Here is a 25251-nt window from a genome sequence, read left to right on the forward strand (position 1 = left end):
GTGGATGCTCCTATTGCTGTCAAGCGGCCAGTGGCGGGCTGATCTGCTCCAGGATGGCGGTCGCTCGGGCCTCGAGTTCAGGGTCGGCGCGAGTGCCGATCTCGAGTCGTCGGAGCCGCTGGTAGGGGACGCCGAGAGTGGCGGCGAGAACGCTGATCGGGATGCCTTTCGCTTGTCGGCGTGCTCGGAGTTCGCGCCCGACGGGATTGTCGGTGGCGGGATTGAGCAGAGCGGCATAGATCTCGTTCGCGACGTGTCGTTTGAGGCAGCGCATGATGTCACGGTCGGTGAGTTGCTCCGAACGACGCCTCTCGAAGTAGGCCATCGTCCGAGGCTCGCGATGCCGCATGCGCAACAGCACAATCCGGTGCAGCGCGGCGTTCGCGTGCCGGTTCCCGCCGCGAGAGAGTCGATGCCGTGTGCGTTGTCCGGAGGAGGCGGGGATCGGGGCGACACCGGCGAGAGTGGCGAAGCTGGCGCGGGTTCCGAGCCGCTCGGGGTTGTCGCCTGCGGCGACCAGGAGCGTCGCTGCGGTGACAGGACCGACTCCGCTCAGGGACAGCAGCGTGGGGTTGACCTGCCGGACGAGCATCTCCAACTGTTGTTCTATCAGGTCGATCTCGGCTTGCATCGTGAGGTGTCGGACCGCGAACCGTCGCAGTGTCTGCCGGGCGACGACCGCGGGATCGGGGGACGTGATTGTTCCGGGCCGAGTCTTGGCGAGCGTGTTCACCAGACGCTGCCCGCTGAGAGCGCGGAACGCCTGTCGCACGAGCTCGGGTGCGGTGATCAGCAGCGCGTGGATCTGGTTCATCACTTGCGCTCTGGCCTTGGCCGCCGAGCGCCGCTCTGCGAGGAGGATCCGCATCGACTCGACCGCGCCATCACCAGACTTTGGGATCGCGGTGTCCGTTCCTGCGAGGACAGCGACCGCTGCCTGGTGGGCGTCGAGGGGGTCGGACTTGCCGCGACGACGGCGGGCTTGCCGGTCCTGTCGCGCGACTTCGATGACGGTCAGCCCCGCCGTGGTCAGCGCGCGTGCGAGGCCAGCCCCGTACGACCCCGTTCCCTCCACCCCGATACGGACGACATCACCGTGCGCGTGGAGGAACGCGACGATCTGCGCGTAACCGCGACCGTCGGCACGGAACTCTCGGTCCGCGACAGGTCGGCCCACGAGATCGAGGATCGCGACGTGATGCGTGTTCTTGTGCGTGTCGACCCCGGCGACCAACTCGGAGCCTGGTGGCAACGGGTTGGTCAGCGGCGGGTCGAGTGTCATGCTCGTCATTGACGGGATTCCCTTCCAATGGTGATGAACGTCACCGCGGGTCGGGTGAGTGCAGACAGCACAAAGGTGAGACGACTTTCCGGTCAGGCTCCTATCAAGTCATGTGCCCGCCCGGCCCGCAGCGACCCCGGCGTCGACGGACAGATCCACAAAAAGACAGCCGCGAACGGCGTCCGTGTAATTTCGGGTCACGCCGGCGCCGGAGCCGAATCCATCATCTCTGTGTCAATTCCCCGCTGGCCCGTCGTCGTCGTTGACGTAGAGGGGGTCATCGTGGGAGACCCAATTGTTCCGCCAAGAAGCAAGAAAGTGATCCCACGATGACCCACAACCAGTCTGCCTTGTCGACCCTGATCGGTGAAGTTCTCGCCGATCCTGACCTGGCCCACTCGGACGTGTTCCGGCGGATGCTGCAGGCCGGGCTGCAGGACCTGATCGAGGCGGAAGCGACCGTGAAGATCGGCGCCGGCCGTTACGAGCGCGCTACCGAACGCACCACGCGTCGTAACGGCACCCGACCGAAGACCCTCGCGACCCCGGCCGGGGAGGTGGATCTTCAGATCCCGAAGTTGCGGGAGGGGTCGTTCTTCCCGTCGCTGTTGCACCCGCGCCGCCGGGTCGACAAGGCGCTCTACGCGGTGATCTGCCAGGCCTGGATCGACGGGGTGTCCACTCGCAAGGTCGACCAGCTGGTGCGGGCGCTCGGCAACGACACCGGCATCTCCCGCTCCACGGTCTCGAGGATCTGCGCCGAGATCGACGAGGCGGTGCACGAGTTCCTGCATCGTCGGATTGATCACACCTGGTTCCCGTACCTGTTCCTGGACGCCACTTACCTCGACGTCCGGGTCCGCGGCCGGGTGATCTCCCAAGCCCTCGTCGTCGCGACCGGGGTCAGCGGTGACGGGCGCCGGGAGATCCTCGGGATGGCGCTGGGCGACGCGGAGACCACCGACTTCTGGACCGAGTTCCTCCGGACCCTGCGCGACCGCGGCCTGAAGGTCGCGACCGACGCCGACCCACTCGGGGTGACGCTGGTCACTTCCGACGCGCACGCCGGCATCAAAGCCGCAGTGAAGGCGATCCTGCCCGGCGCGGGATGGCAAAGATGCAGAGTGCACTTCGCGCGGAACATCACCCAGAAGCTGGGATCAGCCCGCTCCAAGCCGGTCAACGCGCTGATCTCCACGATCTTCGCGCAAACCACCCCCGAGGCCGTGATCGGCCAATACCACCAGGTCACCGACAGCCTCCGAGGCTCATTCCCCGAGATCACCGCCATGCTCGAGACTGCCGAACCCGACCTGACCGGATTCGCCACGCTGCCCCGCGAACACTGGCAGAAGGTCTGGTCCAACAACCCGATCGAGCGGTTGAACCGAGAGATCAAACGCCGTGCCGACGTAGTCCAGATCTTCCCCGACCGCGACTCCGTCACCCGCCTCATCGGCGCCGTCCTACAGGAACAACACGAGGAATGGCAATACGGCGAACGCCGCTACTTCTCCGACATCTCCATGCGCAAACTCGTCCACATCCTCCACGACCACGCCGAGCCCGCCCGCCCCGAGCTGTTCCTCACCGCCTGACCATCACCCCCACCAAGGAGCAATCGGATTTGACACCACGAAACGGGACTTGACCCGCGAGGGCGAGCCTTTACGCCCGATCGACAGGAAGGTGTGCGGGAGTCGGACAGCGATAGCAGTGTTCCAGCGTGAATAGCGACCCGACCGCGATCAGCTGGCGGCCGTCCGTAACGCCTCGCGTGAGGATGCCGGTGCGACAAGTCGACAATCCGCTCGTCCTGCTCGATCCGGGCCAGTAGCAACTCCACCAGCGTCGACGTTCCGGTCATGGCGACCTCCTCGAGAGAGACCTGCCGGGATCGCGCACCCCCAGACTTCGGCGTCGGAGTCGGAGGCCTGCTGCATGATGGGCATCGCCAACGATCCGTCCCGCACATAGGGGAGCCCCTCGCACCACAACCCACTATCTGGCGACACGCCGCTCGACCAAGCGGCACATGTACCCGGCAAACAATGCAGTTCTTATGCTAGCCTTGTCGGCGGAGGTGACTGATGGCGGATGCGGCGATCTCGATGATCACCCTGCTGCGTGAGGCGAAGGGCTGGAACCAGACCGAGCTGGCGCGAGAGGCGGGGGTCTCGCAGGCTGTCATCTCCCGCCTGGAGACCGGGGCGCTGGAGCTCACCCCGGATCGCCGGGACGCGCTCGTGAAGGCGCTGGACTGCCCGCCGGAGATCCTCGAGGAGCAGCCCACCGTCCCGGGCCTAGCGATCAGCTGCCTGCACCACCGCCGCCGGGCGAGCACGATGACGGTTCGCACGATGCGACGCATCGAAGCGCTCACGCACCTGACCAGGCTCACGATGGAGGGCCTGCTCACCGGGATCGCGCCGCAGCCGCAACGCACCCTGGTCCGTGACCCGATCGACCTGGACGGCGATCCCCGCGAGGTCGCTCGCCGGCTCCGGGAACGCTGGGACCTCGGCGACGGGCCGATCCGCAACCTCGTCGGCATCGTCGAGTCCGCCGGCATCATCGTGATCGAACGCCCCCTCTCGACCCCCGGGCAGGACGCCGTCTCCACCTGGCCCGGCGACCAGTCCCGGTTCCCGATGATGCTGGTAACCAAGGGCCTCGCCCCCGACCGGCTCCGGTTCACGGTCGCGCACGAGCTCGGGCACCTGCTGATGCACGACATCCCCGGCCCTGAGCAGGAGGACCAGGCCAACAAGTTCGCCGGCGAGCTGCTCGCGCCCGCCGACAGCATCCGCCCCGACCTGGCAGGGCTGCGCACCGGAGAGTTCCGGCGGCTGCTGACCCTGAAGGAGAAGTGGGGCATGTCGATCGGCGCGCTGATCCGCCGCGCCTACGACCTGGAGATCATCACCGACCGGCAATACCGCGAGTTCAACATGCGCCTCGGCCAGATGGGCTGGCGCAACAGCGAACCCGGCGACGTCGCCGTCGAGACCCCGTCCACCCTCACCCAGATCATCAACGCCCACAAGAACATCCGCCACCAGAGCGTCGCCGATATCGCACGGCTGGCGGGCATGACCGAAGACGGCTTCCGCCGTCACTACCTCGGGGAGAACCCGCAACCCGAGAACCTCGTTCCGATCACGTTGGGAGCCGCAACATGACCGACCTCGCCCCGCCCTCCGGTCACCATCCCGCCCCGGTTCCCGCCGGGACGGGCATCGACAGCGCCATCCTCATCCACGCACCGCAGTCCAAGGTCGACCGCATCGCCGCGTTCAGCCGCAACGCGGGCATCACCGCCCTCTACACCGTCGCCGGCGGCAACAAGACCGCCGCCGCCGACAAGCTGCTCACCACCCACCGCTCCATCGCCGGCCCCGAATCGCGCATCCTGTTCGACGCGAACCGCTACTCCGGCAAGAACCGCGCCACCGGCGACGCACCGCTCAGCCTCGAATGGGTCACCTGGCAACTCGACCACGGCGCGCCGGTCGCGCTCACCGACACCGGCTACATCAGCCTCGAGAACATCGCCCAGGTCGACCTCGCGCTCGGCCGCGGCGCAGACATCGCGAGCCAGGCTTCCGGGACTGTGATGACGATGCTGCCCATCGAGTCCCTCATCCTGAAGAACTCCGCCGACCAGCTGCGCACCGCGATCGACCGCGCCGGCGTCCCCGTCGCCCTCGCCCTGGGCCACAGCACCGACCCGTTCGGCGCCGTCGACACCGTCCGCGGCCTGCTGCACGTGCTCGGCTCACAGGTGTGCATCGCGCTGCTGCGCACCGACCTCTCCGCCGTCGCCGCGGTCGCCGCCGGCGCCCGGTTCGGCGCGGTCGGCACCAGCAGCACCCTCCGCCACATCTGGCCCTCCAAGGGCGGCGGCCGCAGCCCCGGCACCTCCGTGCTGGTCCCGCGGCTGATGTCCTACCACCTGCTCGAGCGGCTCCCGCTGGTCGCCGCGCAGGTCCCCGCCGACTACTTCTGGTGCGACTGCAACATCTGCGAAGGCGGCGCGGTCTTCGACCACGTCACCGAGCACACCGCACCCGAACACAGCATCGGCTCGATCGCCACGTTCGCGGCGAACCTGCTCTCCGGAACCCGCGAGGAGAACCTCAAGTCGTTCCGCGAGAAGGCGATGAACGCCCAGACCCTGCACTCCGAGCTCCAGGTCGAGATGGAAGACGTCCGCTGGGCGCCTGCCCGCTCACTCGACTCCTGGGTGAAGGCCCTCGACGGCCGGTAACGCGCACGGCAGCGCATCCGACCGGATCGCCCACTCGAACAACCGCTCCTCATACACCCGACGCCACAACGGGCTCAACGCCGAGCCCGCCCGCACGCCGGCATCGCCGCCCACATGCACCTCGACGCTCGACTCGTCACACACCACCAGCGCCGTCCCCTGCGCGTCGAACTCCTCCGCGACCAGCGGCGACCGGCGCGGGAACACGGGAAACATCCCGATCGTCCTCGCCAGTGACCGCAGCGGCCGCAACGCCCGCCTCGTCGGCGTCGGCGCGCCCACCCCGACCATCGCCGCGACCCGCAGCACCGTCGGGCACCCCGCATCCAGCAGGTCACGCACGGCATCCGTCGACACCGCCGGGCCATCCATCCGGGTCAGCCGCAACGACAGCGCGCGCCGGTCCCAGACGACCACCGGATACACGTTCGCGTCCAGGAACGTCGTCAACGGCAACACCGCCGCGCCCGGCAGCAGCGTCGTAGTCGCGTGAGCGGCCGCGGCATCCCGCAGCCCGGGCTCACCCCACGCGCGATCGGCAGCAGTCCGACGAGGGGTCTGCAGCACGATCGAGATGCTCATGCTGCCCCCTCCAGCTCAAATTGCAGACGAGACCCGGCTAGGACCTCCACAACGGCGTCAGCCCGCGGCCGAGCATAGATCGCACCGCCCACACCAACCCCGAGAGTCTGCATCACCCACGGCGGAGTCACAAGCTGGCCCACCTTCGACACCATCTGAGCACCCTCCTCACCCTCCTCCGCGCGACGCACACACACCACCCCCTCGGCCACCTCGAACCGCACCCGACCCGGCACCTCGATCCCCGCCGACACCAGCACGCGCCGCGGGATAGACAACTGCCGACGCGCCCCGATCATCCGCGGCCCATGCACCAACAACCCACTCATGCCTTAACTTTAAGATGACTTTCGATCGACGTCCACCGGCCCCGCCGATTCGGTGGCACGCTGAGACGATGAGCAGCCCCAGCCAGCCGCCATCCAACGCCGACAGCGTCGCTGGCTTCGACCGCACCATCCCGCTCGCTGTCGAGGCCCTCGAGCACCGGGCGCGTGACGTCGAGAGCATTGCTGGCGCCGGCGACGAGGCTGCGGTAGTCAAGGCATACGCGGCCGCTCGGTTCTTCATCGTCCAGATCGACGTCGACATGCGCGTGCTGCTGCGCGCCATGGCCGCAGACCCCGCTGCGCGGGTCACGACCGAGAAGCTCCTCGCCCTCGTCCTGCGCGAGAGCATCGAAGGCGTCTACAGGGTCCTGGGAGACCTGCAACGCACTGCACGCACGCAGACCGGTCGGTTCGCTGACTTCATCGACATCGAGGGGCTCACCGCGGGGCAGAACACCTACAAGGCAAGCGTCCGGGACATAGCCGATGACCGCTCCTTCAAAGAGACGCTCGTGAAGATCCGCAACGAGGTCGCCGCACACATGTTCAGCGACGACGTCGGCATCGAATCAGGGGCCGCCTGGGTCGTCTCTCGCTCCGTCATGCCCAAGACCGACGACGCCATGTTTGAGAGCCTGATCTTCAGCCGCTCGATCCAAGTCCTCCACGCGCTCCACACCCTCGATGAGGCACTCGCTAATATCCGCCGGATGTGATCGAAGCGGTCGCAAGTCAGCTGGGGGAGCTCCAACGCGCCAGACTCGATGCGCGCCTGCCACGTATCGAGGACGAACTCCGCGATTGTCACGGTTGCGTTCAGAGCGAGACGGGCATGGCGAGCAAGCGCTGCGCTGCGAGACGATTGCCCATGTCCGATTCCGAGCTCGTTGCGCAGCTCGGCAAGTGAGCTCACAGTCGTCACGAGCGTTCGGAGGATCTGCTGAGAGGTCTGGCTGGCGCGAGCCGACTCGGGGACGGCTTCCGCATTCAGAGCTAGCAGCTCGGCGACCTTGCGATACAGGCGCGGCACGTCGTCGTTGCCGCCGTAACTCACGCCACTGCGGTCCAGGATGATCTTGAACAGGCTCTCGAGCAGGTTCTTGCACGAGGAGATCGCCGCCGCCGGGTCAGCCACCAGCCCGGCCCGGATCCGAGTGAGATGCTCCTGAAGCACCGCAGGATCCGTGAGCGGCCGCTCGCTCAGACGCAACTCGGGCGCTGAGCCGTGAAACGCGTCGAGTCGCCGCCAGCCATAGACAGCGTGCCCGCTAATCCAATCGGAGGCATACAGTTCATACCCGTCGCGGGCCAGCGCCTCGTTGAAGCCCTTGAGGAGCGCCGCGACCTCCGATTCGTCGGAACGAACGAGGGGATGCAAGATCTCGGCGAGGAACGCGAGAACTACATCGTCATCACCATGCGCGAGGTTGAACCGACTGTCCGAGAAGACCCAGTCGTCGTCCCAGTCGTAGTTGTTCACGCGGTGCTGCCAGATGTCTCCATGCGCATCGCGATACCGCGTATCCGCGCTCGGCAAGCTGCTCAGATCGTAGAGGCGCCCAAGGAAGTCCGGCTCCTGGAGACGGCCCGACCAACCCAACCCTGACAGCGCGATCGAATCGAACAGCTTTCGACGCGTGATGGCAGAGATGCGATTGCGAGATGCCGGCATGCCACCGATGCTATGCACTCCGCAAGCCCGGCCTCGAGACGGTCGGGCCGCGCCCTCAAGCTCACTGCGATTGAGCACTGCACCAGACGACCAGGCCCGAACTTCATGGCAAGTTCAATGTCCCATTGGGCGGCCATGGCACTTGCTCGGAGCGGTGCCGTGCCGCTCTAAGCGTCGTCGATACCCATCGCGCGTCGGGTGGCGGCGTCCAGATCTGCCTGCTCCTGTGGCATCTTCTGGAGCATGGCCTCTACCGTCCGCTGGGAGTAGCCCTGAGCGTCTACGGATTCGCCGTCCTTCGTGAATATGAATCGCTTGCCATCGTGACGACGAACGAACGCCGTAATCACCTTCGCCAGACCGTGCAGGCCGCCGGCGCTGCCGGCAGCTATGCCGAGCACCTTGACTACTTCGATCCAATCAGTCGGATCATAGGAATGCTCCATGGCTGTGTCGTGGTCGATACCGTGCTCGTCGAGAAGCTTCAGGATCTCGTCGCTGTGCTCCGACGGGAAACGCAGCTGCAGGCTGTCGTCGCCGAGATGTCCTAGCGTGACCAGTATGGGTACGACTTCCTTGTCAGTGCTCATGGAGCAAGTGTTCCAGACCGTGAACGCTGTTCGAGCGGTGGTCTCAGTCGCGCACGAACGCTCCGCCCAGGGGCACCGACGAATTAGGGGGAACGATGGCGATCAAGAAGCGCTCGGATACGCAGTTGCGCGCTGAAACTCCGGAGAAGCTGTTCCCGCTACTGCGGAAGACAGGGGAAAACTCAGACACGCTATGGCCGCAGCAGGTCGATCTGCTGCGCGAGTATGCCGAGAAGCGCGTGGGTGCCCGGGATCTTGCGATCGAACTGCCGACTGGTACGGGGAAGACGTTGACCGGCCTTCTTATCGCGGACTGGCGGCGCCGCGAGGGTAAGGGGCGCGCCATCTTCGTCTGCCCAACCAAGCAGCTCGTGCGTCAAGTCGTAGCGGCAGCGGAGAAGGAAGGTATCGACGTCGTCGATCTCTCGGGGTCTTGGAAGCAGTGGGATCCGTCGGCTCAAAGCAAGTACGAGCGTGCGAAGGCTACGGCCGTGGTCCCCTACAGCTCGATCTTCAACACGTCTCCGAAGCTGATTGAGGCAGACATCATCGTGTTCGACGACGCGCACGCGGGCGAGCAGTACGTGTCAAAGGCGTACACCGTCGAAATACCACGCCACCTCTACGGGTCGATTTGGAGCGAGGCGCTGGAAGCGGTCGCACCGATGCTCCCCCAGGAGCGGTATCAGCAGCTCATCGGGAACACCCCCGGCGCAGGAACCCGTGAACTTGTTGACGGTCTCGTCCTCGCCCAACGCGACGACGCACTGCCGGGACTTGCACGTGCTCTCGGCGCCTTCGCGCGCGTTGACCGCTCCGATCGGTTCGCAGCAGCACAGAAATTCGCCTTCGACGCAATAGGAGGCCACCTCGCTGCCTGCACGCTCTACGTCTCCTGGTCGAAGATCGAAGCACGACCCGTCACCCCGCCAACATTCGAGAACTCGCTGTTCGCCTCGGCAACGCAACGGGTCTACCTCTCGGCGACGCTCGGAACCTCTGGCGAGTTGGAGCGCGCCTTCGGAAGGCCATCCGTCGCACGCTTGCACCGCCCCGAGGGAGCACCAACCCCCACCTCCGGACGTCGCTTCCTCGTATTCCCGCACTTGGTTCCTAATGCGGATCCAGACAAGCTCACCAAAGAACTCATCAAGTCGGTCGGGAAGTCCATCGTCATCACCCCGAGCGAGAAGGAGGCGGAGAACGCCAGCACAACGATCGTGCCCAAGAACTGGACTGTGTTCCGAAAAAGCGACGTCGAGGATTCGCTCGACGACTTTGCCGCGTCGACCAAGTCGGTCGCTTTGCTCGCCAACCGCTACGACGGCATCGATCTCCCCGGCAAGGCCTGCCGATCAGTAACGATGGCTGGATATCCCGGCGTCACCAACCTCCAGGAGCGGTTCTACGCTTCCCGTGCGCGCGCGGCCGCCGTCTCAGCCGAACGGGTACGGAGCCGCGTGGTTCAGGGCATCGGACGGTGCACCCGCGGCCCAAGGGACTGGGCACTCGTCATCGTCGCCGATAAAGAGACCACCACCTACCTTTCCCGCGAAGAAATGCGCGCAACACTGTCGCCTGACTTGCAGTCCGAAATCGAGTTCGGTCTGGACCAGTCCGATACGTCGCTCGACGACGTTCGAGAGAACGTCGCGATGTTCCTCGAGCAGGGCAAGCAGTGGCGAAGTGACCCAGAGGAAGAGCTCGCGCGAATCAGGGCTGCTGCCGTGCAGCATGAGCCCGCGGAGGCACCCGGACTCGCGGAGGCGGCGAAGCACGAGGTTGAAGCGATGGAGAGAATGTGGAACGCGGATTGGAAGGCGGCCAGCGAAAAGCTGCACCTCGCGGCGACCGCGTTGACCTCGTATCCAGCGGTGCGGGGCTACCAAGCCACGCTGCTGTTCCGAGCCGCGGTCACCATCGATAAGGCCGCCCGCGATGCAAACGACGAAGAATTGGCCGTCAGGGCGGACGCGCTTGCCGCGCAGGCGGTCGATGCCGCCAAGCCCGCTACGTGGATGGCAGCGTTCCTTCCGTTCCAAGGCCGGCAAGCTCTCGCCCCGAGCGCACAGCTTCTGAGTGCAGCATCACGGCTCAGCACCTATATAGACGGGGTGGGAAGTCCCGCGAAGCTCAAGACCGCGTTCGAGAACATGCTCGATGGCCTCTCGCAGATCGACCACAAGGCCTACGAACCCGCGCTCACACAGCTCGGGCTGTTCCTAGGGGCGCACGCGTTCAAGCCGAAGGGGAACTCGCGGACCGATTCTGCTTGGTGCTGGGACGAGACACAGTGGATCAGCGTCGAGGCGAAGAGCGAACACAAGATCGACGGCGTTATTGGTGTGACCGACACCCTGCAGGTGAACGGGCACCTCGCACTTGTGGCGGAAGACAGAGCGGTCGCGGTCCCCGAGATTAGCGCAGCGGTTATGGTCACCCCGCGCACGCTCGTCCATAAGGACGCGATCGCAGTTGCCGGCGGAGACAGCTACCGCGTGACACCCGACGACATCCGCGCACTCGCGACAGATACCGAGCGGCTCTGGGAAGGTCTGCAGCTACTGCGGAACATCAAAGTGGCGAGCGAACGTACCGATGGAGTTGTGAAGTTGCTCGATCAGCACCGGTTACGGCCGGAAGACGTTCTCGACAGGCTTACTGTCACACGTATCGGGGAGGTCTGACGGCAGCCATCCAGCCCGACACCCGCCGCGTCCTCATCGTGACCGAAGCACTCCACGACCCAGCTCCCACCGATGTTGACACGCTACGAAACGACCCCGCAAGAGCGCTCAAGCAGCACTGGCAGCCCGCCACCGGTTGCATCTCACAGGTGAGTGTCGACATACCGCCCGAGGATGTAGAAGTTCGACCAAGCTGAGTCGCCCGGGGCGCCGCTCTCAGTCACGCTGACGACATCGATTCCCTCGCGGTTTAGGGCGTGTTGATCAAGTCATCTGCCCTTGTCTCGGTGAGCCTTGAACGGTGATGCGACACGAGATCTCTGACGAGGCGTGGGCCGTGATGGAGCCGTTGATGCCGACGGTTACGGGCCGGTCGAGGCCGTGGACGAATCATCGGCTCGCTGTCGAGGGAATGGCGTGGAAGTACCGCACCGGCGCTCCCTGGCGGGACGTGCCGGAGCAGTATGGGAAGTGGAACTCCATTTACAAGCGGTTCAGCCGATGGGCCGCGGACGGCACCTGGGAGAAGCTGCTCGCGGAGGTCCAGAGGCAGGCAGATGCCGCCGGGAAGATTGACTGGGTGGTCTCGATCGACTCCACGATCGCGCGTGTGCATCAGCACGGCGCGCCCCTGAAGCGGGCCACAGGGGGCTCGACCGAATGACAGGAATCCGTGGGTCGAGCCGCCGGATCACGGGATCGGACGCTCTCGCGGCGGACTGACAACCAAGCTGCACATGGTCTGCGATGGCCGTGGCCGGCCGTTGGGCATGCTGATCACCGGCGGCAACGTCAACGACACCACGATGATGCCCGGGGTCCTCGAAGCCATTCGCGTGCCCCGCGCCGGTAAGGGTAGGCCCCGAACCCGCCCGGACCGGGTACTTGCCGACAAGGGCTACCCTTCGAAGGCGAACCGCGCCTGGCTTCGCAGCCGCGGGATCGCTGCGACCATCCCGGAGCGTGACGACCAGATCGCGCACCGCCGGAAGCGGCCGGGTCGGCCGATCGACTTCGGCGACCAGCAGCAAGCTCGCTACAAGGGGCGCAACGTGGTTGAGCGGTGCTTCAACCGGCTCAAGCAGTGGCGCGGGATCGCGATGCGCTCTGACAAACTCGCCCGCAACTACCGCGCCGCGATCTGTCTCGCCGGAACTTTAATCTGGGTCAAGACCGGCGCGCGCTGAGCGGACTTGGGTGAGCCGCTTACACCTTCGTGGAGCGGGCGTGAAGTTGAGCGACGAACTCCTCGGCGGCGGCGAGTTGGATTCTGAGACGGTCGCGCCGCTCGAGCGCCTCCTGCCGGACACTCTCAAACCGAGCATCAAGTTCCGGATCGCGCGGGTTGGCGTTGACCAGATTGATGAGGTCGAGCAGCTCACGCATCTGGTCGAGGCTGTAGCCGAGGGGTTTCATCCGGCGGATCAGCATCACCCGTGCCTCGTCGTCGGCGGTGTAGAGGCGGAACCCGCCATCGGTGCGTCCGGACGGAGTGACGAGACCGATCTCGTCGTAATGGCGGAGGGTGCGCAGTGACAGACCAGTGCGCTCGGCCAGTTCACCGATGTGCATCGCCGCGTCAGTCATGATCCCCGATTTCCTTCAACCCTCACGTTACGTTAGAGTCTCGTTGTTCGCTCGCACCCTGTCGTGCAGCATCCATCCTCTCCCGAATCTCTGAGACTTCCCGGCGCAACGGAGCGCCTTCCTGCGGGCTTACATCCCCGCCGACCACGAAGGAGCACCGTGACCGCCGTCGTGCCCACGCAAGATCCCGCCGCCCGCTACCGGATCGAACCGACCGTTCTGCAAGCGCTGCGCAGCCCCCGCATTCTCACCCGCGAAGTCCTCGCCGGACTGGTCGTCGCGATCGCGCTGATCCCCGAAGCGATCGCGTTCTCGATCATCGCCGGGGTCGACCCCCGGGTGGGGCTGTTCTCGTCGTTCGTGATGGCGGTCGCCATCGCATTCCTCGGCGGCCGGCCCGCGATGATCACCGCCGCAACCGGCGCCATCGCGCTGGTCATCGCCCCTGTTGCCCGCGAGTACGGGATGGACTACTTCATCGCCACCGTGATCCTCGGTGGGCTCATCCAGATCGTGCTGGCACTTCTCGGGGTGGCGAAGCTAATGCGGTTCATACCCCGCAGCGTCATGGTCGGGTTCGTCAACGCCCTCGCCATCCTCATCTTCATCTCGCAGATCCCGCAGCTGCTCGGGGTGCCCTGGATGGTCTACCCGCTCGTGGTCGCGGGCCTGCTCATCATGTATCTGATGCCGCTGCTGACCCGTGTCGTCCCGGCACCGCTGGTCGCGATCGTTCTGCTCACTGCCGCCGCTGTCGTGTTCGGTATCAGCGTCCCCACCGTCGGCGATCAGGGCCAACTCCCGCAGAGCCTGCCCGAACTGTTCATCCCGAACGTTCCGCTCACCCTGGACACCCTCGGCATCATCTTCCCGTTCGCCGCCGCGATGGCCATCGTCGGGCTCCTCGAATCCCTCATGACCGCGAAACTGGTCGATGACATCACCGACACCCACTCCCGAAAGACCCGCGAAGCGTGGGCTCAGGGGGCGGCGAACATCCTCTCCGGCGCGTTCGGTGGCATGGGCGGCTGCGCGATGATCGGGCAGACGATGATCAACGTGAAGGCATCCGGAGCCCGCACCCGCATCTCCACCTTCCTCGCCGGCGTGTTCCTCCTCGTCTTGGTGCTTGTGCTCGGCGACATCGTCGCCGTCATCCCCATGGCCGCCCTCGTCGCCGTGATGATCGTCGTCTCCGTCGCCACGTTCGACTGGCACAGCATCCGCCCCACCACCCTCAAGCGCATGCCGCTCAGCGAAACCCTCGTCATGGTCGTCACCGTCGGCATCACCGTGTGGACCCACAACCTCGCCATCGGCGTCGGCGTCGGCGTCATCGCCGCGATGGTCCTCTTCGCCCGCCGCGTCGCGCACTTCACCACCGTCACCCGCGAGATCACCGACCAAGACGGCCAGCCCACCGCCCGTTACACCGTCGACGGAGAACTGTTCTTCGCCTCCAGCAACGACCTCACCACGCAGTTCGAATACACCCACGACCCCGACCGCGTTGTCGTCGACCTGACCCGCTCCCACGTCTGGGACGCATCCACCGTCGCCGCGCTCGACGCCATCCACACCAAATACGAACACCTCGGCAAGACCGTCACCTTCACCGGCATGAACGACGCCACCGCCCGATTCCACGGCCGCCTCACTGGCGGACTCGGCAACGCGCACTAACTGGACTCCAGCGACCCCGGCACTAAATCAACACGCCCTAGGGAGTTCACGGCGGATTGAGGATCGTGTGCGTCGGTAACGGCTGGATGCCCGCTGAACCGCCAGCTTCCGGCATCCTTCATTGAGTGCCTGTCGAACCGGCCGTACACCAGCACGTTCCGGACCGCCTCGCTCAACTGCTCCTTCTCGAGGGCTTCGTGCTCGCCATCTATGTATGCGATCGAGTCCGCATCGTGTCGTGAAGGCTCGCGCTCGTCGGGGAGCCAAGTGTCGGTGATCGCAAACGCAATCCCAGGACCAACAGCCAGCTGAATCGAGATCTCATCCCGATCATCGCGGTAGCCCGAGACTGGCCAGACTGCAGAGCGCCCCGCGGCCATGAAGTCGTGCGCTGCTGTCTGAAAGGTCGAGGCCAACTGATCAGAGATGGCTATAACGATCGAGCCGTAGTGCAGGTGCTTCATGTGTGCACCATATCGGCGCACGGCGACCCGCTTGGCTCGTGGGTCGGCTCGGTAGCCTGGCTCAACAAGCAAGTGCAACCAGAATCGAGCTTCATCTTGATGAGCGACGAACTCATTCGAATCGCGCTGACCTGGCCAGTGAGCACAATCGACGGAGAGCCTTCACTGACAAGCGGCATGCTCGTCGTGCTCCGAGAACCCGGAGGCGACTTCCTCCTGAGCGTCAGTGCTGGGGATGAGAACTTTCCAGACTGCGATGAGATCCAGTTCCCGTTGTCCGCAGAACATGCGCGGCTCGTCCAACGAGCTCTCGCCGGGGAACAACTAGGCGACATCGAGGACTGACTCTGTCAGTCGTAGCTCTTGTTGCTACAGCGAGTGCCGTCGGCGTTGAAATTCTCTCTCGCAGCGGTGATGACGCGGAACCCTGGACACGTCTCGAGTTAACGGCCAGCCCTGACGCGGCATCGGTCTACCCGTCGTACCGTTCCTGCACGGTTCTCACGATTGCGCGTCGAAGCCTTGCTGAATCCGGCTACACCGCAAGTGAGAACTGATGAATAGTGCTCCCTGCAAGAAGGTACTTGCACCAGACCCGGCGAGATCACGCTGAGGCGATTGGTGAAGGAGGCCTTGCGGATGCGCCCGGACCGGCTCGTGGTGGGGGAGGTGCGCGATGCGGAGGCCCTCGACCTCGTGCTCGCGCTGAACACGGGCGTACCCGGGGCCTGCACGGTGCACGCCAACTCCGCCGCGGAGGCGCTCGACAAGCTGTGCCTGCTGCCCCTGCTCGCCGGCCGGAACATCGACCGCGACTTCGTCGCTCCGGCGCTCGCGTCGTCCGTCGATCTCGTCGTGCACTGCGCGCGCGATGCGGCCGGGCGTCGATACGTCGAGGAGATCGTCGCCTTGACGGGTGAGGTGATGCAGGGGCGGGTGCTCAGCACGCCGGTCTTCGGAGCCGCACGCCCCCGCGGCCGCGCGGCCTCGGCCGGGACGGGGGTTGTCGCATGACGATCCTCCTCGGCGCGACGCTCGCGGCCGGCGTGCTCCTGATCCTGGCACCGTGGCTGTGGCCGGCCGGGGAGCGCTCCGCGACTGCTCCGCATCGCGGTCGTCTGGCTCGTCTCGCGGGCGAGGCGGGGTTCCCGGCGGTGCAGACCCGCTCTCTCGTGATCGGCATCGCCGGTGCCGCGCTCGGCGCCGCCTCCCTCGCCTGGCTCGTCACGGGAAGCGCCGCGCTCGCGATTCTCGCCGGGCTGGCCGGGGGCGCGGCGCCGATCGCCTACCTGCGTGGCCGACGTCTGCGGCTGCGGCGTCTGCGGCGCCAGCTCTGGCCCGACGTCTGCGACCTGCTGATCGCCGCGATCCGCGTCGGCCTGTCGCTTCCCGATGCGGTGGCCACTCTCGCGGAATCGGCTCCACCGCCGCTCCGGCCCGCGTTCGAGGTGTTCGCCCGAGACCTGCGGAGCAGCGGACGGTTCGACTCCAGTCTGGACCGGCTGAAGGCCGTCCTCGCCGATCCACTCGGCGACCGGATCATCGAGACCCTGCGGATGGCGCGGCAGGTCGGTGGCACCGAGCTCATCGGCGTGCTGCGGGCGCTCTCCTCGTCCGTGCGTGCAGACGCGGCGCTGCGTGGCGAGGTCGAGGCGCGGCAGTCGTGGATCCGCGGAGCGGCCGTCCTCGGAGCCGTGGCGCCGTGGGTGATCCTCACCCTCCTGATCCTGCGCCCGGAGGGGGCCAAGGCCTATGGCACGCCGGAAGGGATCGTCGTGATCGTCGTGGGCGCGGTCGTGTCCGTCGTCGCATTCCGCCTCATGATCCGGATCGGTCGGCTGCCCGAGCCGCGTCGGTGGTTCGGGTGAGCGGGCTCTCCGCGCTCGCCGTGGCCGTGCTGCTCGGCGGTGGATTCGCCGGGGGTGTCCTCGCGCTTCTGGCGGGCCTCCCGCGGTGGCGGGCGGCGACGCTCGCGTCGCGGATCGCGCCGTACGTGCGGGACGTCGTGGACGACGAGGTGTTGCCGCGCGACGCCTTCCCCCGGCCCGGCACCCTGCCTGCCGGAGGGTTCCGCCTCGGTGCGCGCGGTGCGAAAGCGCTCGACCGTCTGCTCGGCGGGACGGAAGCTCTCCGACGGCGGCTCGCTCAGGCGGGGTCGGCATTCGATCCCGTCGCCTTCCGCGGTCGTCAGCTCGCGGTGATCGTAGGCGGAATCGCTGCCGGAGCGCTCGCCGTCATCGTTCTCGTCGTGATCGGTCGGTGGTCGCTTCCGGTCGGGTCGATCCCGCTCCTCGCGGGAGCGGCGGCCGGTGTGGGGTACGACATGCGGCTGTCGGCGCGGGTGCGTGCGCGGAAGGTGCGTCTGACCGAGGAGCTGCCGACGACGCTGGAGTTCCTGGCGCTCTGTCTCTCGGCGGGCGAGGGGTTCCTCGATGCCGTGAAGCGCGTGGCCGGTGTGGGGTCAGGGGAGCTCACGGTCGAGCTGCGCCGCGCGGTACTGGAGGTCGGGACGGGGTCGCCGCTGGCGGACGCACTGACGGCGATGGCAGCGCGGCTGGAGCTGCCGGGGCTCACGCGGGCCGTGGATCAGATCGTCGCCGCGCTCGAACATGGAGCGCCGCTCGCCGCCGTCCTGCGCGCGCAGGCCGACGACACGCGGGAGGAGGCCAAGCGCACGCTCATCGAGCAGGCCGGACGGAAGGAGATCTTCATGCTCCTGCCGCTGGTGTTCCTCATCCTGCCGCTGTCCGTCGTGTTCGCGATCTACCCTGGTCTGTTCATCCTGCGCCTCGGCATCGGGTGAGTGGTCGGCCGAGGGCGTCCCGGGGGCTTACCTTTTGACTATGGGAAGTCTTGAGTACAACAGCTCTCGTCCACCGATCGACGTCGAGGACACCCTGCTGGCGCATCTGAAGATCGTGATCTCCACCAAGCTCCGTCGCCAGGAGAGCTTCATGATGACGTGGCCCTCGGGGAAGAAGAGCCCGGGCCGGCTCTCGGCGTGGATGCACCCGGCCATCCCGCTGGTCCTCGAGTTCGATGCCGAGCCGACGCCGGCGATCGACCCGGCTCGGGTCAGCCACATGATGGAGCGGCTGAACGCCCGAGGTGAGCTCGTCATCGACGAGTTCACCTCCTGACGCTGCGGCGGCTTACCGCGGCGCTCAGACGTCCCAGTCCGGCAGCCCCCCGAGGTCTGCAGCAAGGCTCCCGTCGTTCGACGCCTTGACCTGGAAGAGGAACACCCGCGACGTCGGGTGGACGAGGACGCTCGCGAGGCCGTCCGACGTGGCGAACGAGACGAATGTGGGCTCGGCGCGCGCGGCGGCTTCGATCCGCTCCCGGAGGGCGACGACATCCGTGCCGCGAGGCAGGGGATAGGTGAGCCCGTCGATCTCGACCCGCGCCCGCATCTCATCGTCAGGTCCGGGGCGCATGCGTGACAGGCTATCCCTCGTCGTGGTGTCCGGACCCGGGGTTGTGCGATTCGCGCGACGGGGGTACAGAACCCCGCCGCTTCGCTCTCCGGGCACCGATGACGATGACGATGACGGAGACGAGGATCACCACGCCGACGACGATCGCGATCAGCACCGGAATCGACGGCAGCAGAGGGTTGGGTTCCATGAGGCAGGAGCCTATTGCGCCCGGGTCGGCTCTGGGGAGACCCGCGGACCTCCTTGACGGTGCTCCCGCGCGGAACGTCGCCAGCACACGAACGCGACGGCGGCCGCCGCCAGCATGGTGAAGGCGGCGGGAAGCCCACCCTCGGTCCCGAAATCGCCACCGGTGAGCAACGGTGCCGAGGAATCGGAAGGGGCGAGGAACAGGAGCGACGTGGAGTGCGGGTCCAACCCGCTCACCGGGATGCCGTAGACGTTGCCCATGCCGAAGTTCCAGCCGGCATGAATACCGCAGATGAGCCACAGCGACCGCTGCCAGAGTGTGACGAAGGTGGCGAAGATCGCGTACAGGAAGATGGTGGCGAAGGCCACCGGGTGGCCGCCGACGCCATGCACCACCGTGAACAGCAGCGAGGGGACGAGGACTGCGAGCCACGTCGGGAATCGCTGCCCCACGCTCTGGAGGAGGAACCCTCGTGTCACGACTTCCTCGTTGCCGCCCTGGACGATCACGGTGACGGCGAGAGCCAGGATCAGAGGTAGGGCGGGAAACCCGGAGGTGCCGCCCGCGGGGCCGGCGACCGCCTCGTACTGGCCCGTCAGCAGAAGGAACAGTATGGGTACGGAGATCAAGACGAGCCCGACGACGACGCCGAGCAGGAGAGCGAGCACGCCGCGCCCGGGTTGCCGGAAGCCGAGAGTGCGCACGTGTCGCCGCTCATAGAGGCCGACCCAGGCGAAGACGAGGCCGATGACGACGAGGTTGGCGAACGCCTCCTGGAACTGCGACGAGACGGAGCCCGCAGGAACGGGGGCCGCGATCGTGAGAGCCGCGAGCAGGCCGATCTGGACGATCCAGAGCGCGAGGAAGAGGATGATCGCCAGCCACCAGCTCGTGACTCTGGCACCTGACCTCGCGTCCGCGATGAAGGGGGACTCGTGAAGGGAGGCTCGTGCGGGGGAACTCGTGGAGGTCATGGGGTCCTGTCACGTCGCAAGGGGGCTTAATTCGTCGAACGTAGCAACGGTGTCGACGCGGCGTCCATCGTTCTCACCCGGATGAACCGTCGGGAGGATCCGGCGATGCCCGGAACACCGAGCTCCTGTGGATAACGTCCGCGCCGTGGCAGGTCTCCCATGCACACTGGCGGCATGATCTCTCGTGCGCGCTCGATGCTCTGTGCCTTCTACGACGACGAACGGGGAGACGTGCCCGGTTGGGTGCTCGTCACCCTGATGACCGCGGCGCTCGTCGTACTCATCTGGGCGGTCGCCGCGCCCGCACTCACCTCCCTGTTCGAGCAGGCCATTCAGCGGGTCTCGGGGCTCTGACATGCGCGCGCCTGCGGGGGTGACCGACGACCGCGGATCGAACCCGGTGGAGTTCGTGCTCGTCGGCACCCTGCTCACCGCACTCACCCTCGCGGTGCTGCAGTTCGCGTTCGCGATCTACGTGCGCAACGTCGTCCACGACGCCGCTGTGGAGGGGGCGTACTACGCGGCTCTCGCCGACACGACGTCCGCGGAGGGGGAAGAGCGGGCGCGTGAGGTCATCCGTCGGGCGGTCGGCCCCTCCTATGCAGACGACATCACGGTGGCCTCAGCATGGCGGGAGGGACAGGAGACCGTCGAGGTCCGGATCCGGACGACGCTCCCGGTGTTCGGCCTGGTCGGCGTCCCTGCGGCCTTGCAGGTGGAGGCCCATGCACCGGCGGAGTCATTCGATGCGCGATGACGCGGGGTCGAGCTCGCTGGAGTTCATCGCTGTCGGCGTGATCATGCTCGTGCCGCTGCTGTACCTCGTGATCGCCGTGGGCTCGGTGCAGGAGCAGACGCTGGGCGTCGAGGCCGCGGCGCGGCAGGCCGCACGTGCCGTCGCCTCGGCACCCGACATCGCGGCGGCGGCCGACCGAGGGGAGGAGGTGCTGGACGGGGTCGTCGCGGAGTACGGCATCGATCCCGGTGCGGTCGACGTCGCGGTGTCGTGCCGCCCCCGGGCATCGGCCTGTCCGGCGGCGGGAGCGACGGTGGTCGTCACGGTCTCGACGCGGGTGCCGCTGCCGCTCGTGCCGGGCGTGCTCGGACTCGACCAGGCGACGTCCGTCCCCGTGGAGGCCGTGTCGGTGCAGAAGGTGTCGCGGCGATGGGGCGCGGGATGAGGGGACGCGTGCGGGCCATGAAGCAGCACGGAGAGGACGACGACGAGGGGAGCGTGCTGCTGCTCGTGCTCGGCTCCCTCCTCCTCGCGCTCGCGGTGCTGTTCGTGTGCATCTGCGCCACCGACCTCTACATCTCCCAGAAGCGGCTGGACGGGCTTGCGGATGCGGCGGCGCTCGCCGGAGCGGACGGCTTCACGCTGCAGGTGGAGGGGGAGGTGCCGCGCGCGACGCTCACCGACGCGGGGGTGGCCGAGCAGGCGGTGCCGCTCGTCCTCGGAGCGGGGTTCGAGGCGACCGTCGTCGACGCGGGCACCCCGGACGGCGTGAGCGCGCGCGTCACCGTTGCAGCGACCTGGCACCCGCCGCTGCTTTCGCCGTTCGTGCCGGACGGGGTGCCGCTGCAGGCGACGGCCACGAGCCGGACGGCGCTGCGCTGAGCGACCGGGCGCTCAGTCGTCATCCGGGTCCGGCGTGGGCGGGGGCGTCCGGGGGACGAACCGCGGGATCCAGCGCAGGAACCCCGCGGCGCCGACGAGTCCGATCAGGCCCATGGCTCCCGCCGCGAACGACAGGGACGCGACCGCGGTGATGCCCGAGACGAGGAGCGGAGCGACCGCGCCGCCGGCATCGGTCAGCGTGCGCCACGACCCGAGGAACGCGGCGGGGTCGTGCTTCGGGGCGACGTCCGCGCCGAGAGTGAGGAGGATGCCGCTCGACAGGCCGTTGCCGACGCCGAGGACCGCGGCGAACATGCCGAACCAGAGCACCGCGGAGTCGAGGTCGTGCGTGACCGACAGGGCGAGGAACCCGGCGCCCATCAGCACCATCGCGGGCATCGCCGCCCAGAGCCGGCCGAAGCGGTCCATCACCTGACCGCTGGCGTAGAAGAGGGCGAAGTCGATGGCGCCGGAGACCCCGACGGCGAGAGCGATGGTCGACGCGTCGAGGCCCAGGGAGAGCCCCCACAGCGGCAGGACGACCTGCCGTGCCGACCGCACCGCGGACAGCGAGGCCGCAGCGAGTCCGAGCCGACCGAGCACTCCGCGCTGCCGCCACATGGTCTGGAAGATCCCGGCCCGCTCGACGGTGGGGATCGACCCGGTCACGGCCTCTCCGCTGTCCTCCGCGAACCGGATCGTCGTCCGCAGCGGGGCGACCGTCTTCTCCGGATCCGGTCCGAAGAGCACGAGCACGACCATGACCACGAGGCAGGCGAGGAAGAACCAGACCGCCGCGGCCTCGGTGCCGAAGAGCTGCAGGAGACCCGCGGAGACGAACGGGCCGATGAAGATGCCCAGACGGAAGCTGCCGCCGAGCAGGGAGAGCGAGCGGGCGCGGAACGCCAGCGGCACCCGCGTGGTCATGAACGCGTGCCGGGCGAGCCCGAACGCCGCGGCGCACAGGCCCAGGAGGAACACGGACGCCGCGAGGACCCCGAGTGACGGCGCGAACACCATGCCGACGGCGGCGAGGATCGCGATGACGCCCGCGATCACCATCGTGAAGCGCTCGCCGATGCGGCCCACGGCCCAGCCGGCCGGGAGGTTGCCGCACAGCTGGCCGACCACGAGCGCCGAGGCGACCAGGGCCGCGAAGGCGACGTCGGCGCCCATGGACGCGGCGATGACCGGGATGAGCGGGATGACCGCGCCCTCGCCGAGGGAGAAGAGGACGGTCGGCAGGTACACCATCGGCCCGAACTGTCGGAGGACCGTGGATGCGCTGCTCACGTCCTTCACGCTACTCCGGTCGGCGCACGGCCCTGGACATGCCCGTCCCCGCGCGCGCGGGCGGCACGTTAGGCTGAGGTGTCATGCTCGAACTAGATCTCTCCGCCGAAATCCAGGCGCTCAGGCACACCTTCGGCGACATCAGCGAGGTCGTCGATGTCAACCGTCTCCGCGAGGACATCGCGCGTCTCAGCGAGGAGGCCGGCGCGCCCGACCTCTGGGACGACACCGAGAACGCCCAGAAGGTCACCAGTGCCCTGAGCCACCGCCAGTCGGAGCTCGCCCGCATCACCGGCATCGCCCAGCGCCTCGACGACCTCGAGGTCCTCGTCGACCTCGCGAACGAGATGGGAGACGAGGAGTCGGCGATCGAGGCGCGCAAGGAGCTGCAGACGCTCACCGACCTCATCAACCAGCTCGAGGTGCAGACGCTGCTCGATGGCGAGTACGACGAGCGCAGCGCCATCGTCACCATCCGCTCCGGCGCCGGCGGCGACGACGCCACCGACTTCGCCGAGATGCTCATGCGCATGTACCTGCGCTGGGCGGAGCGTCACAAGTACCCCGTGAAGGTCATGGACACCTCATACGCGGAGGGCGCGGGCATCAAGTCGGCGACCTTCGAGATCGACGCGCCCTACGCCTTCGGCACGATCTCCGTCGAGGCCGGCACGCACCGCCTCGCCCGCATCAGCCCGTTCGGCTCCGCGGACAAGCGCCAGACGTCGTTCGCCGCCGTCGAGGTCATCCCGCTCATGGAGGAGGCGACCGAGGTCGACATCCCCGAGAGCGACATCCGGGTCGACGTGTTCCGCTCCTCCGGCCCCGGTGGGCAGTCCGTCAACACGACCGACTCCGCCGTGCGCATCACGCACCTCCCGACCGGCATCGTCGTGTCGATGCAGAACGAGAAGTCGCAGATCCAGAACCGCGCTGCGGCCATGCGGGTGCTGCAGAACCGCCTCCTCCTGCTGCAGAAGGAGCAGGAGGCCGCCAAGAAGAAGGAACTCGCCGGCAACATCACCGCGAGCTGGGGCGATCAGATGCGCTCCTACTTCCTCTACGGTCAGCAGCTCGTGAAAGACCTCCGTACGGGCCAGGAGTCCGGCAACCCCGCCGCCGTGTTCGACGGCGATCTCGACGACTTCATCTCGGCGGGCATCCGCTGGCGCAAGCGCAAAGACGAGGACTGACCCCTACGACGAAGGCCCCGGGATCTCCCGGGGCCTTCGTCGTGCGGTGCGGACGGGTCAGCGAGCCGACGGCTCGACGGTCACGCGCGCGACCTCCTGCAGCATCTCGTCCGTGATGACGATCACGTAGGACGAGCTCTCGGCCACGTCGAACGAGACCGTGCCCTCCGCCGTGGAACCGGCGTCCTGCTCGCTGGACTCCAGCGTCGCCTCGCCGAAGATGTCGTAGTCACCCTCGGTGCCGTCTGCGGTCTCGACGGAGAAGTAGAGCGGGTTGACGTAGGTCGTCCCGTCGAGCGTCTCCCAGGCGACGTCGATCAACAGATATCCGCCGTTCGCGGGCTCGAAGTCCGTGCCGTTGGTCGGGCCGAACGTGGCGGAACGGATGGTGACCTCGGCCGTGCCCTCGAGCTGCGGCACGGTGACCGGCTCTCCCAGCGTGCCCTCGGCGACCTCACCCGTACCCGCGTCGCCGGTGTCGTCGGTCTCCGGCGCCGGGCTCTGAGTCGTGCCCTCGTCGTAGTCGGGAAGCGTGACCGGACGCACGGTGTTCGCGACGGCCAGCACGAAGAAGATGCTCACGACTATCGCGACGATACCGCCGAGCACCGACACCCCGAGCCCGGTGATCCCCGGCCACTTGGTGCCCTTCAGGAACAGGGAGATGAGCGAGACGATGAATCCGGCCGCCAGGAGGAACCAGGCGAACGGCAGCGTCACGGGGATGAACGCGAGGAGGAGGCCCAGCGCGGCGAGCCCGAGGCCGACGAGTCCGAGCACCGAGACCTTCTTCGGCGCCGCGGGAGCCGGCGCCTGACCGGGGTACGTCCCCTGACCGGGGTACGTCCCCTGACCGGGGTACGCGCCCTGACCGGGGTACGCGCCCGGGCCGGGATACGCGCTCTGACCACCCGGCGCCTGGCCCGGGTATCCGGCCGCGCCCTGCGCCCCCGGGTACGCGCCCGGTGTCGGGTATCCGCCCTGGCCCTGGTATGCGTTCTGTTCGGGAGTGGCCGGCGGGACGATCGGCGCCGCACCGGGGAGGTCATGCGCGCCGCTGGTCGGTGCGGTCCAGTCCTGTGCCGGCTCTGGCGCGACGATGAACTCGGTCGCGGGCTCGTCCGGAGCGATCTCGCGCTCAGCGGCGACGGGCTCGGGAGCGACGGTCTCCGCCGTCGCCGTCGGCTCCTGTCCCAGCGGAGTCCCGTCGTCGGTCGCCGCGGGGGTGCTCTCCGCGCCCCCGTCGTCGGTCGCCGTCGCGGTGGTGTCGTCGGTCGTCGCTGTCGTCTCCGGCGCGAAGTGCTCCGTCCACTGCTGGCCGTCCCACCAGCGCAGGCGCCCGGAACCGTCGTCGTACCAGCCGGCAGGTGTCGTCATGGGGGTCCCCTCCGTGTGTGCGC

Annotated in this window: 26 protein-coding genes and 2 pseudogenes; 17 read left to right on the forward strand and 11 right to left on the reverse strand. The window is 67.4% G+C overall.

Annotated features, from left to right (window positions below):
- Window positions 1-19: 19 nt before the first annotated feature.
- A complete protein-coding gene (locus tag KVS71_RS16190; protein WP_217585024.1) occupies window positions 20-1291 on the reverse strand; it encodes an IS110 family transposase in 1272 nt (423 codons plus the stop codon).
- A 320-nt stretch (window positions 1292-1611) separates the two neighbouring features.
- Between KVS71_RS16190 and KVS71_RS16195 the strand changes: the two genes are divergently transcribed.
- From KVS71_RS16195 to KVS71_RS16205, 3 genes are all read left to right on the forward strand, one after another.
- Window positions 1612-2880 (forward strand): IS256 family transposase, encoded by a 1269-nt coding sequence (locus KVS71_RS16195; RefSeq protein ID WP_217585025.1) that lies wholly within the window; start codon window positions 1612-1614, stop codon window positions 2878-2880.
- A 492-nt stretch (window positions 2881-3372) separates the two neighbouring features.
- Complete coding sequence (locus KVS71_RS16200) at window positions 3373-4464, forward strand: XRE family transcriptional regulator (protein WP_061682412.1); 1092 nt, start codon at window positions 3373-3375, stop codon at window positions 4462-4464.
- Window positions 4461-5552 (forward strand): hypothetical protein, encoded by a 1092-nt coding sequence (locus KVS71_RS16205; protein WP_217585026.1) that lies wholly within the window; start codon window positions 4461-4463, stop codon window positions 5550-5552. The genes KVS71_RS16200 and KVS71_RS16205 overlap by 4 nt, the downstream gene beginning before the upstream one ends.
- Here KVS71_RS16205 and KVS71_RS16210 read toward each other — a convergent pair.
- Window positions 5514-6134 (reverse strand): hypothetical protein, encoded by a 621-nt coding sequence (locus tag KVS71_RS16210; protein ID WP_061682416.1) that lies wholly within the window; start codon window positions 6132-6134, stop codon window positions 5514-5516. The genes KVS71_RS16205 and KVS71_RS16210 overlap by 39 nt on opposite strands.
- Window positions 6135-6531: 397 nt before the next feature.
- On the opposite strand from KVS71_RS16210, the gene KVS71_RS20055 reads away from it, so the two are divergent.
- Window positions 6532-7179, forward strand: coding sequence for a hypothetical protein (locus KVS71_RS20055; RefSeq protein WP_254635872.1), 648 nt, complete (start codon window positions 6532-6534; stop codon window positions 7177-7179).
- Between the two features lie 77 nt (window positions 7180-7256).
- On the opposite strand, the pseudogene KVS71_RS20465 reads toward KVS71_RS20055, so the two are convergent.
- A pseudogene (locus KVS71_RS20465) lies at window positions 7257-8135 on the reverse strand (abortive infection family protein); the annotation flags it as partial.
- Window positions 8136-8302: 167 nt separating this feature from the next.
- On the reverse strand, window positions 8303-8725 hold the full coding sequence (locus KVS71_RS16225; protein ID WP_217585029.1) for a hypothetical protein: 423 nt from the start codon (window positions 8723-8725) through the stop codon (window positions 8303-8305).
- A 95-nt stretch (window positions 8726-8820) separates the two neighbouring features.
- Here KVS71_RS16225 and KVS71_RS16230 point away from each other — a divergent pair, with 95 nt between their 5' ends.
- A complete protein-coding gene (locus tag KVS71_RS16230; protein WP_061682427.1) occupies window positions 8821-11412 on the forward strand; it encodes a DEAD/DEAH box helicase family protein in 2592 nt (863 codons plus the stop codon).
- Between the two features lie 304 nt (window positions 11413-11716).
- A protein-coding gene (locus KVS71_RS16235) for an IS5 family transposase (RefSeq protein ID WP_254635874.1) occupies window positions 11717-12599 on the forward strand; the annotation gives its coding sequence in 2 pieces (ribosomal slippage) (window positions 11717-12058 and window positions 12060-12599; 882 coding nt in all).
- Between the two features lie 19 nt (window positions 12600-12618).
- On the opposite strand, the gene KVS71_RS16240 is transcribed toward KVS71_RS16235, so the two are convergent.
- Window positions 12619-12999, reverse strand: a complete 381-nt coding sequence (locus tag KVS71_RS16240) for a MerR family transcriptional regulator (RefSeq protein ID WP_061682430.1) — start codon at window positions 12997-12999, stop codon at window positions 12619-12621.
- A gap of 159 nt (window positions 13000-13158) precedes the next feature.
- On the opposite strand from KVS71_RS16240, the gene KVS71_RS16245 reads away from it, so the two are divergent.
- Complete coding sequence (locus tag KVS71_RS16245; protein ID WP_217585031.1) at window positions 13159-14682, forward strand: SulP family inorganic anion transporter; 1524 nt, start codon at window positions 13159-13161, stop codon at window positions 14680-14682.
- Here the strand turns inward: KVS71_RS16245 and KVS71_RS16250 are convergent.
- The gene (locus KVS71_RS16250) at window positions 14679-15146 is read right to left on the reverse strand and encodes a hypothetical protein (protein ID WP_061682440.1); all 468 of its coding nucleotides are present in this window, start codon (window positions 15144-15146) and stop codon (window positions 14679-14681) included. The two genes, KVS71_RS16245 and KVS71_RS16250, sit on opposite strands and share 4 nt — an antisense overlap.
- Before the next feature lie 99 nt (window positions 15147-15245).
- On the opposite strand from KVS71_RS16250, the gene KVS71_RS16255 reads away from it, so the two are divergent.
- The 5 genes and pseudogenes from KVS71_RS16255 to KVS71_RS16275 all read left to right on the forward strand — a co-directional run bounded on the left by KVS71_RS16255 (window position 15246) and on the right by KVS71_RS16275 (window position 18286).
- Window positions 15246-15491 carry a hypothetical protein gene (locus tag KVS71_RS16255; protein ID WP_217585032.1) on the forward strand — a complete coding sequence of 82 codons (246 nt, stop codon included), beginning with the start codon at window positions 15246-15248 and terminating at the stop codon, window positions 15489-15491.
- 252 nt (window positions 15492-15743) lie between these two features.
- Window positions 15744-16160, forward strand: a pseudogene (locus tag KVS71_RS16260) (ATPase, T2SS/T4P/T4SS family); the annotation flags it as partial.
- Window positions 16157-17014, forward strand: a complete 858-nt coding sequence (locus KVS71_RS16265; protein ID WP_060923086.1) for a type II secretion system F family protein — start codon at window positions 16157-16159, stop codon at window positions 17012-17014. The pseudogene KVS71_RS16260 and the gene KVS71_RS16265, both read left to right, overlap by 4 nt.
- Window positions 17011-17949: a type II secretion system F family protein gene (locus KVS71_RS16270; RefSeq protein WP_217585034.1), complete on the forward strand. Its 939-nt coding sequence runs from the start codon at window positions 17011-17013 to the stop codon at window positions 17947-17949. Before KVS71_RS16265 ends, KVS71_RS16270 begins: the two co-directional genes overlap by 4 nt.
- 40 nt (window positions 17950-17989) lie before the next feature.
- A complete protein-coding gene (locus KVS71_RS16275) occupies window positions 17990-18286 on the forward strand; it encodes a hypothetical protein (protein WP_060923088.1) in 297 nt (98 codons plus the stop codon).
- 24 nt (window positions 18287-18310) lie between these two features.
- Here KVS71_RS16275 and KVS71_RS16280 read toward each other — a convergent pair whose 3' ends face one another.
- From KVS71_RS16280 to KVS71_RS16290, 3 genes are read right to left on the reverse strand one after another with little or no spacing between them, the layout of a single operon-like run.
- Entirely contained in the window at window positions 18311-18583 is a 273-nt protein-coding gene (locus KVS71_RS16280) for a hypothetical protein (protein WP_144882538.1), read from the reverse strand.
- Window positions 18584-18593: 10 nt separating this feature from the next.
- Window positions 18594-18773, reverse strand: coding sequence for a hypothetical protein (locus tag KVS71_RS16285; protein WP_144882539.1), 180 nt, complete (start codon window positions 18771-18773; stop codon window positions 18594-18596).
- Window positions 18774-18784: 11 nt separating this feature from the next.
- Complete coding sequence (locus KVS71_RS16290; protein ID WP_144882540.1) at window positions 18785-19747, reverse strand: CPBP family intramembrane glutamic endopeptidase; 963 nt, start codon at window positions 19745-19747, stop codon at window positions 18785-18787.
- Between the two features lie 174 nt (window positions 19748-19921).
- Between KVS71_RS16290 and KVS71_RS16295 the strand changes: the two genes are divergently transcribed.
- Genes KVS71_RS16295 through KVS71_RS16310 form a run of 4 tightly spaced genes read left to right on the forward strand, consistent with a single transcriptional unit; the run spans window position 19922 to window position 21365 of the window.
- Entirely contained in the window at window positions 19922-20101 is a 180-nt protein-coding gene (locus KVS71_RS16295) for a hypothetical protein (RefSeq protein WP_217585035.1), read from the forward strand.
- 1 nt (window position 20102) lies between these two features.
- Window positions 20103-20504 carry a TadE/TadG family type IV pilus assembly protein gene (locus tag KVS71_RS16300; protein ID WP_217585036.1) on the forward strand — a complete coding sequence of 134 codons (402 nt, stop codon included), beginning with the start codon at window positions 20103-20105 and terminating at the stop codon, window positions 20502-20504.
- On the forward strand, window positions 20494-20928 hold the full coding sequence (locus KVS71_RS16305; RefSeq protein WP_234024135.1) for a TadE family protein: 435 nt from the start codon (window positions 20494-20496) through the stop codon (window positions 20926-20928). The genes KVS71_RS16300 and KVS71_RS16305 overlap by 11 nt, the downstream gene beginning before the upstream one ends.
- Window positions 20929-20945: 17 nt before the next feature.
- Window positions 20946-21365 (forward strand): pilus assembly protein TadG-related protein, encoded by a 420-nt coding sequence (locus tag KVS71_RS16310; protein WP_217585037.1) that lies wholly within the window; start codon window positions 20946-20948, stop codon window positions 21363-21365.
- Between the two features lie 12 nt (window positions 21366-21377).
- Here the strand turns inward: KVS71_RS16310 and KVS71_RS16315 are convergent, their stop codons facing one another.
- Window positions 21378-22619 carry an MFS transporter gene (locus tag KVS71_RS16315; RefSeq protein WP_217585054.1) on the reverse strand — a complete coding sequence of 414 codons (1242 nt, stop codon included), beginning with the start codon at window positions 22617-22619 and terminating at the stop codon, window positions 21378-21380.
- Between the two features lie 122 nt (window positions 22620-22741).
- Between KVS71_RS16315 and prfB the strand changes: the two genes are divergently transcribed.
- The gene (gene prfB, locus KVS71_RS16320; protein WP_025105296.1) at window positions 22742-23851 is read left to right on the forward strand and encodes a peptide chain release factor 2; all 1110 of its coding nucleotides are present in this window, start codon (window positions 22742-22744) and stop codon (window positions 23849-23851) included.
- A 57-nt stretch (window positions 23852-23908) separates the two neighbouring features.
- On the opposite strand, the gene KVS71_RS20065 is transcribed toward prfB, so the two are convergent.
- Window positions 23909-25228, reverse strand: a complete 1320-nt coding sequence (locus KVS71_RS20065; protein WP_254635875.1) for a DUF2510 domain-containing protein — start codon at window positions 25226-25228, stop codon at window positions 23909-23911.
- Window positions 25229-25251: the final 23 nt, after the last annotated feature.

It is taken from the genome of Microbacterium sp. GbtcB4, assembly GCF_019091465.1.
GTDB classification, from domain to species: Bacteria; Actinomycetota; Actinomycetes; order Actinomycetales; family Microbacteriaceae; genus Microbacterium; species Microbacterium paraoxydans.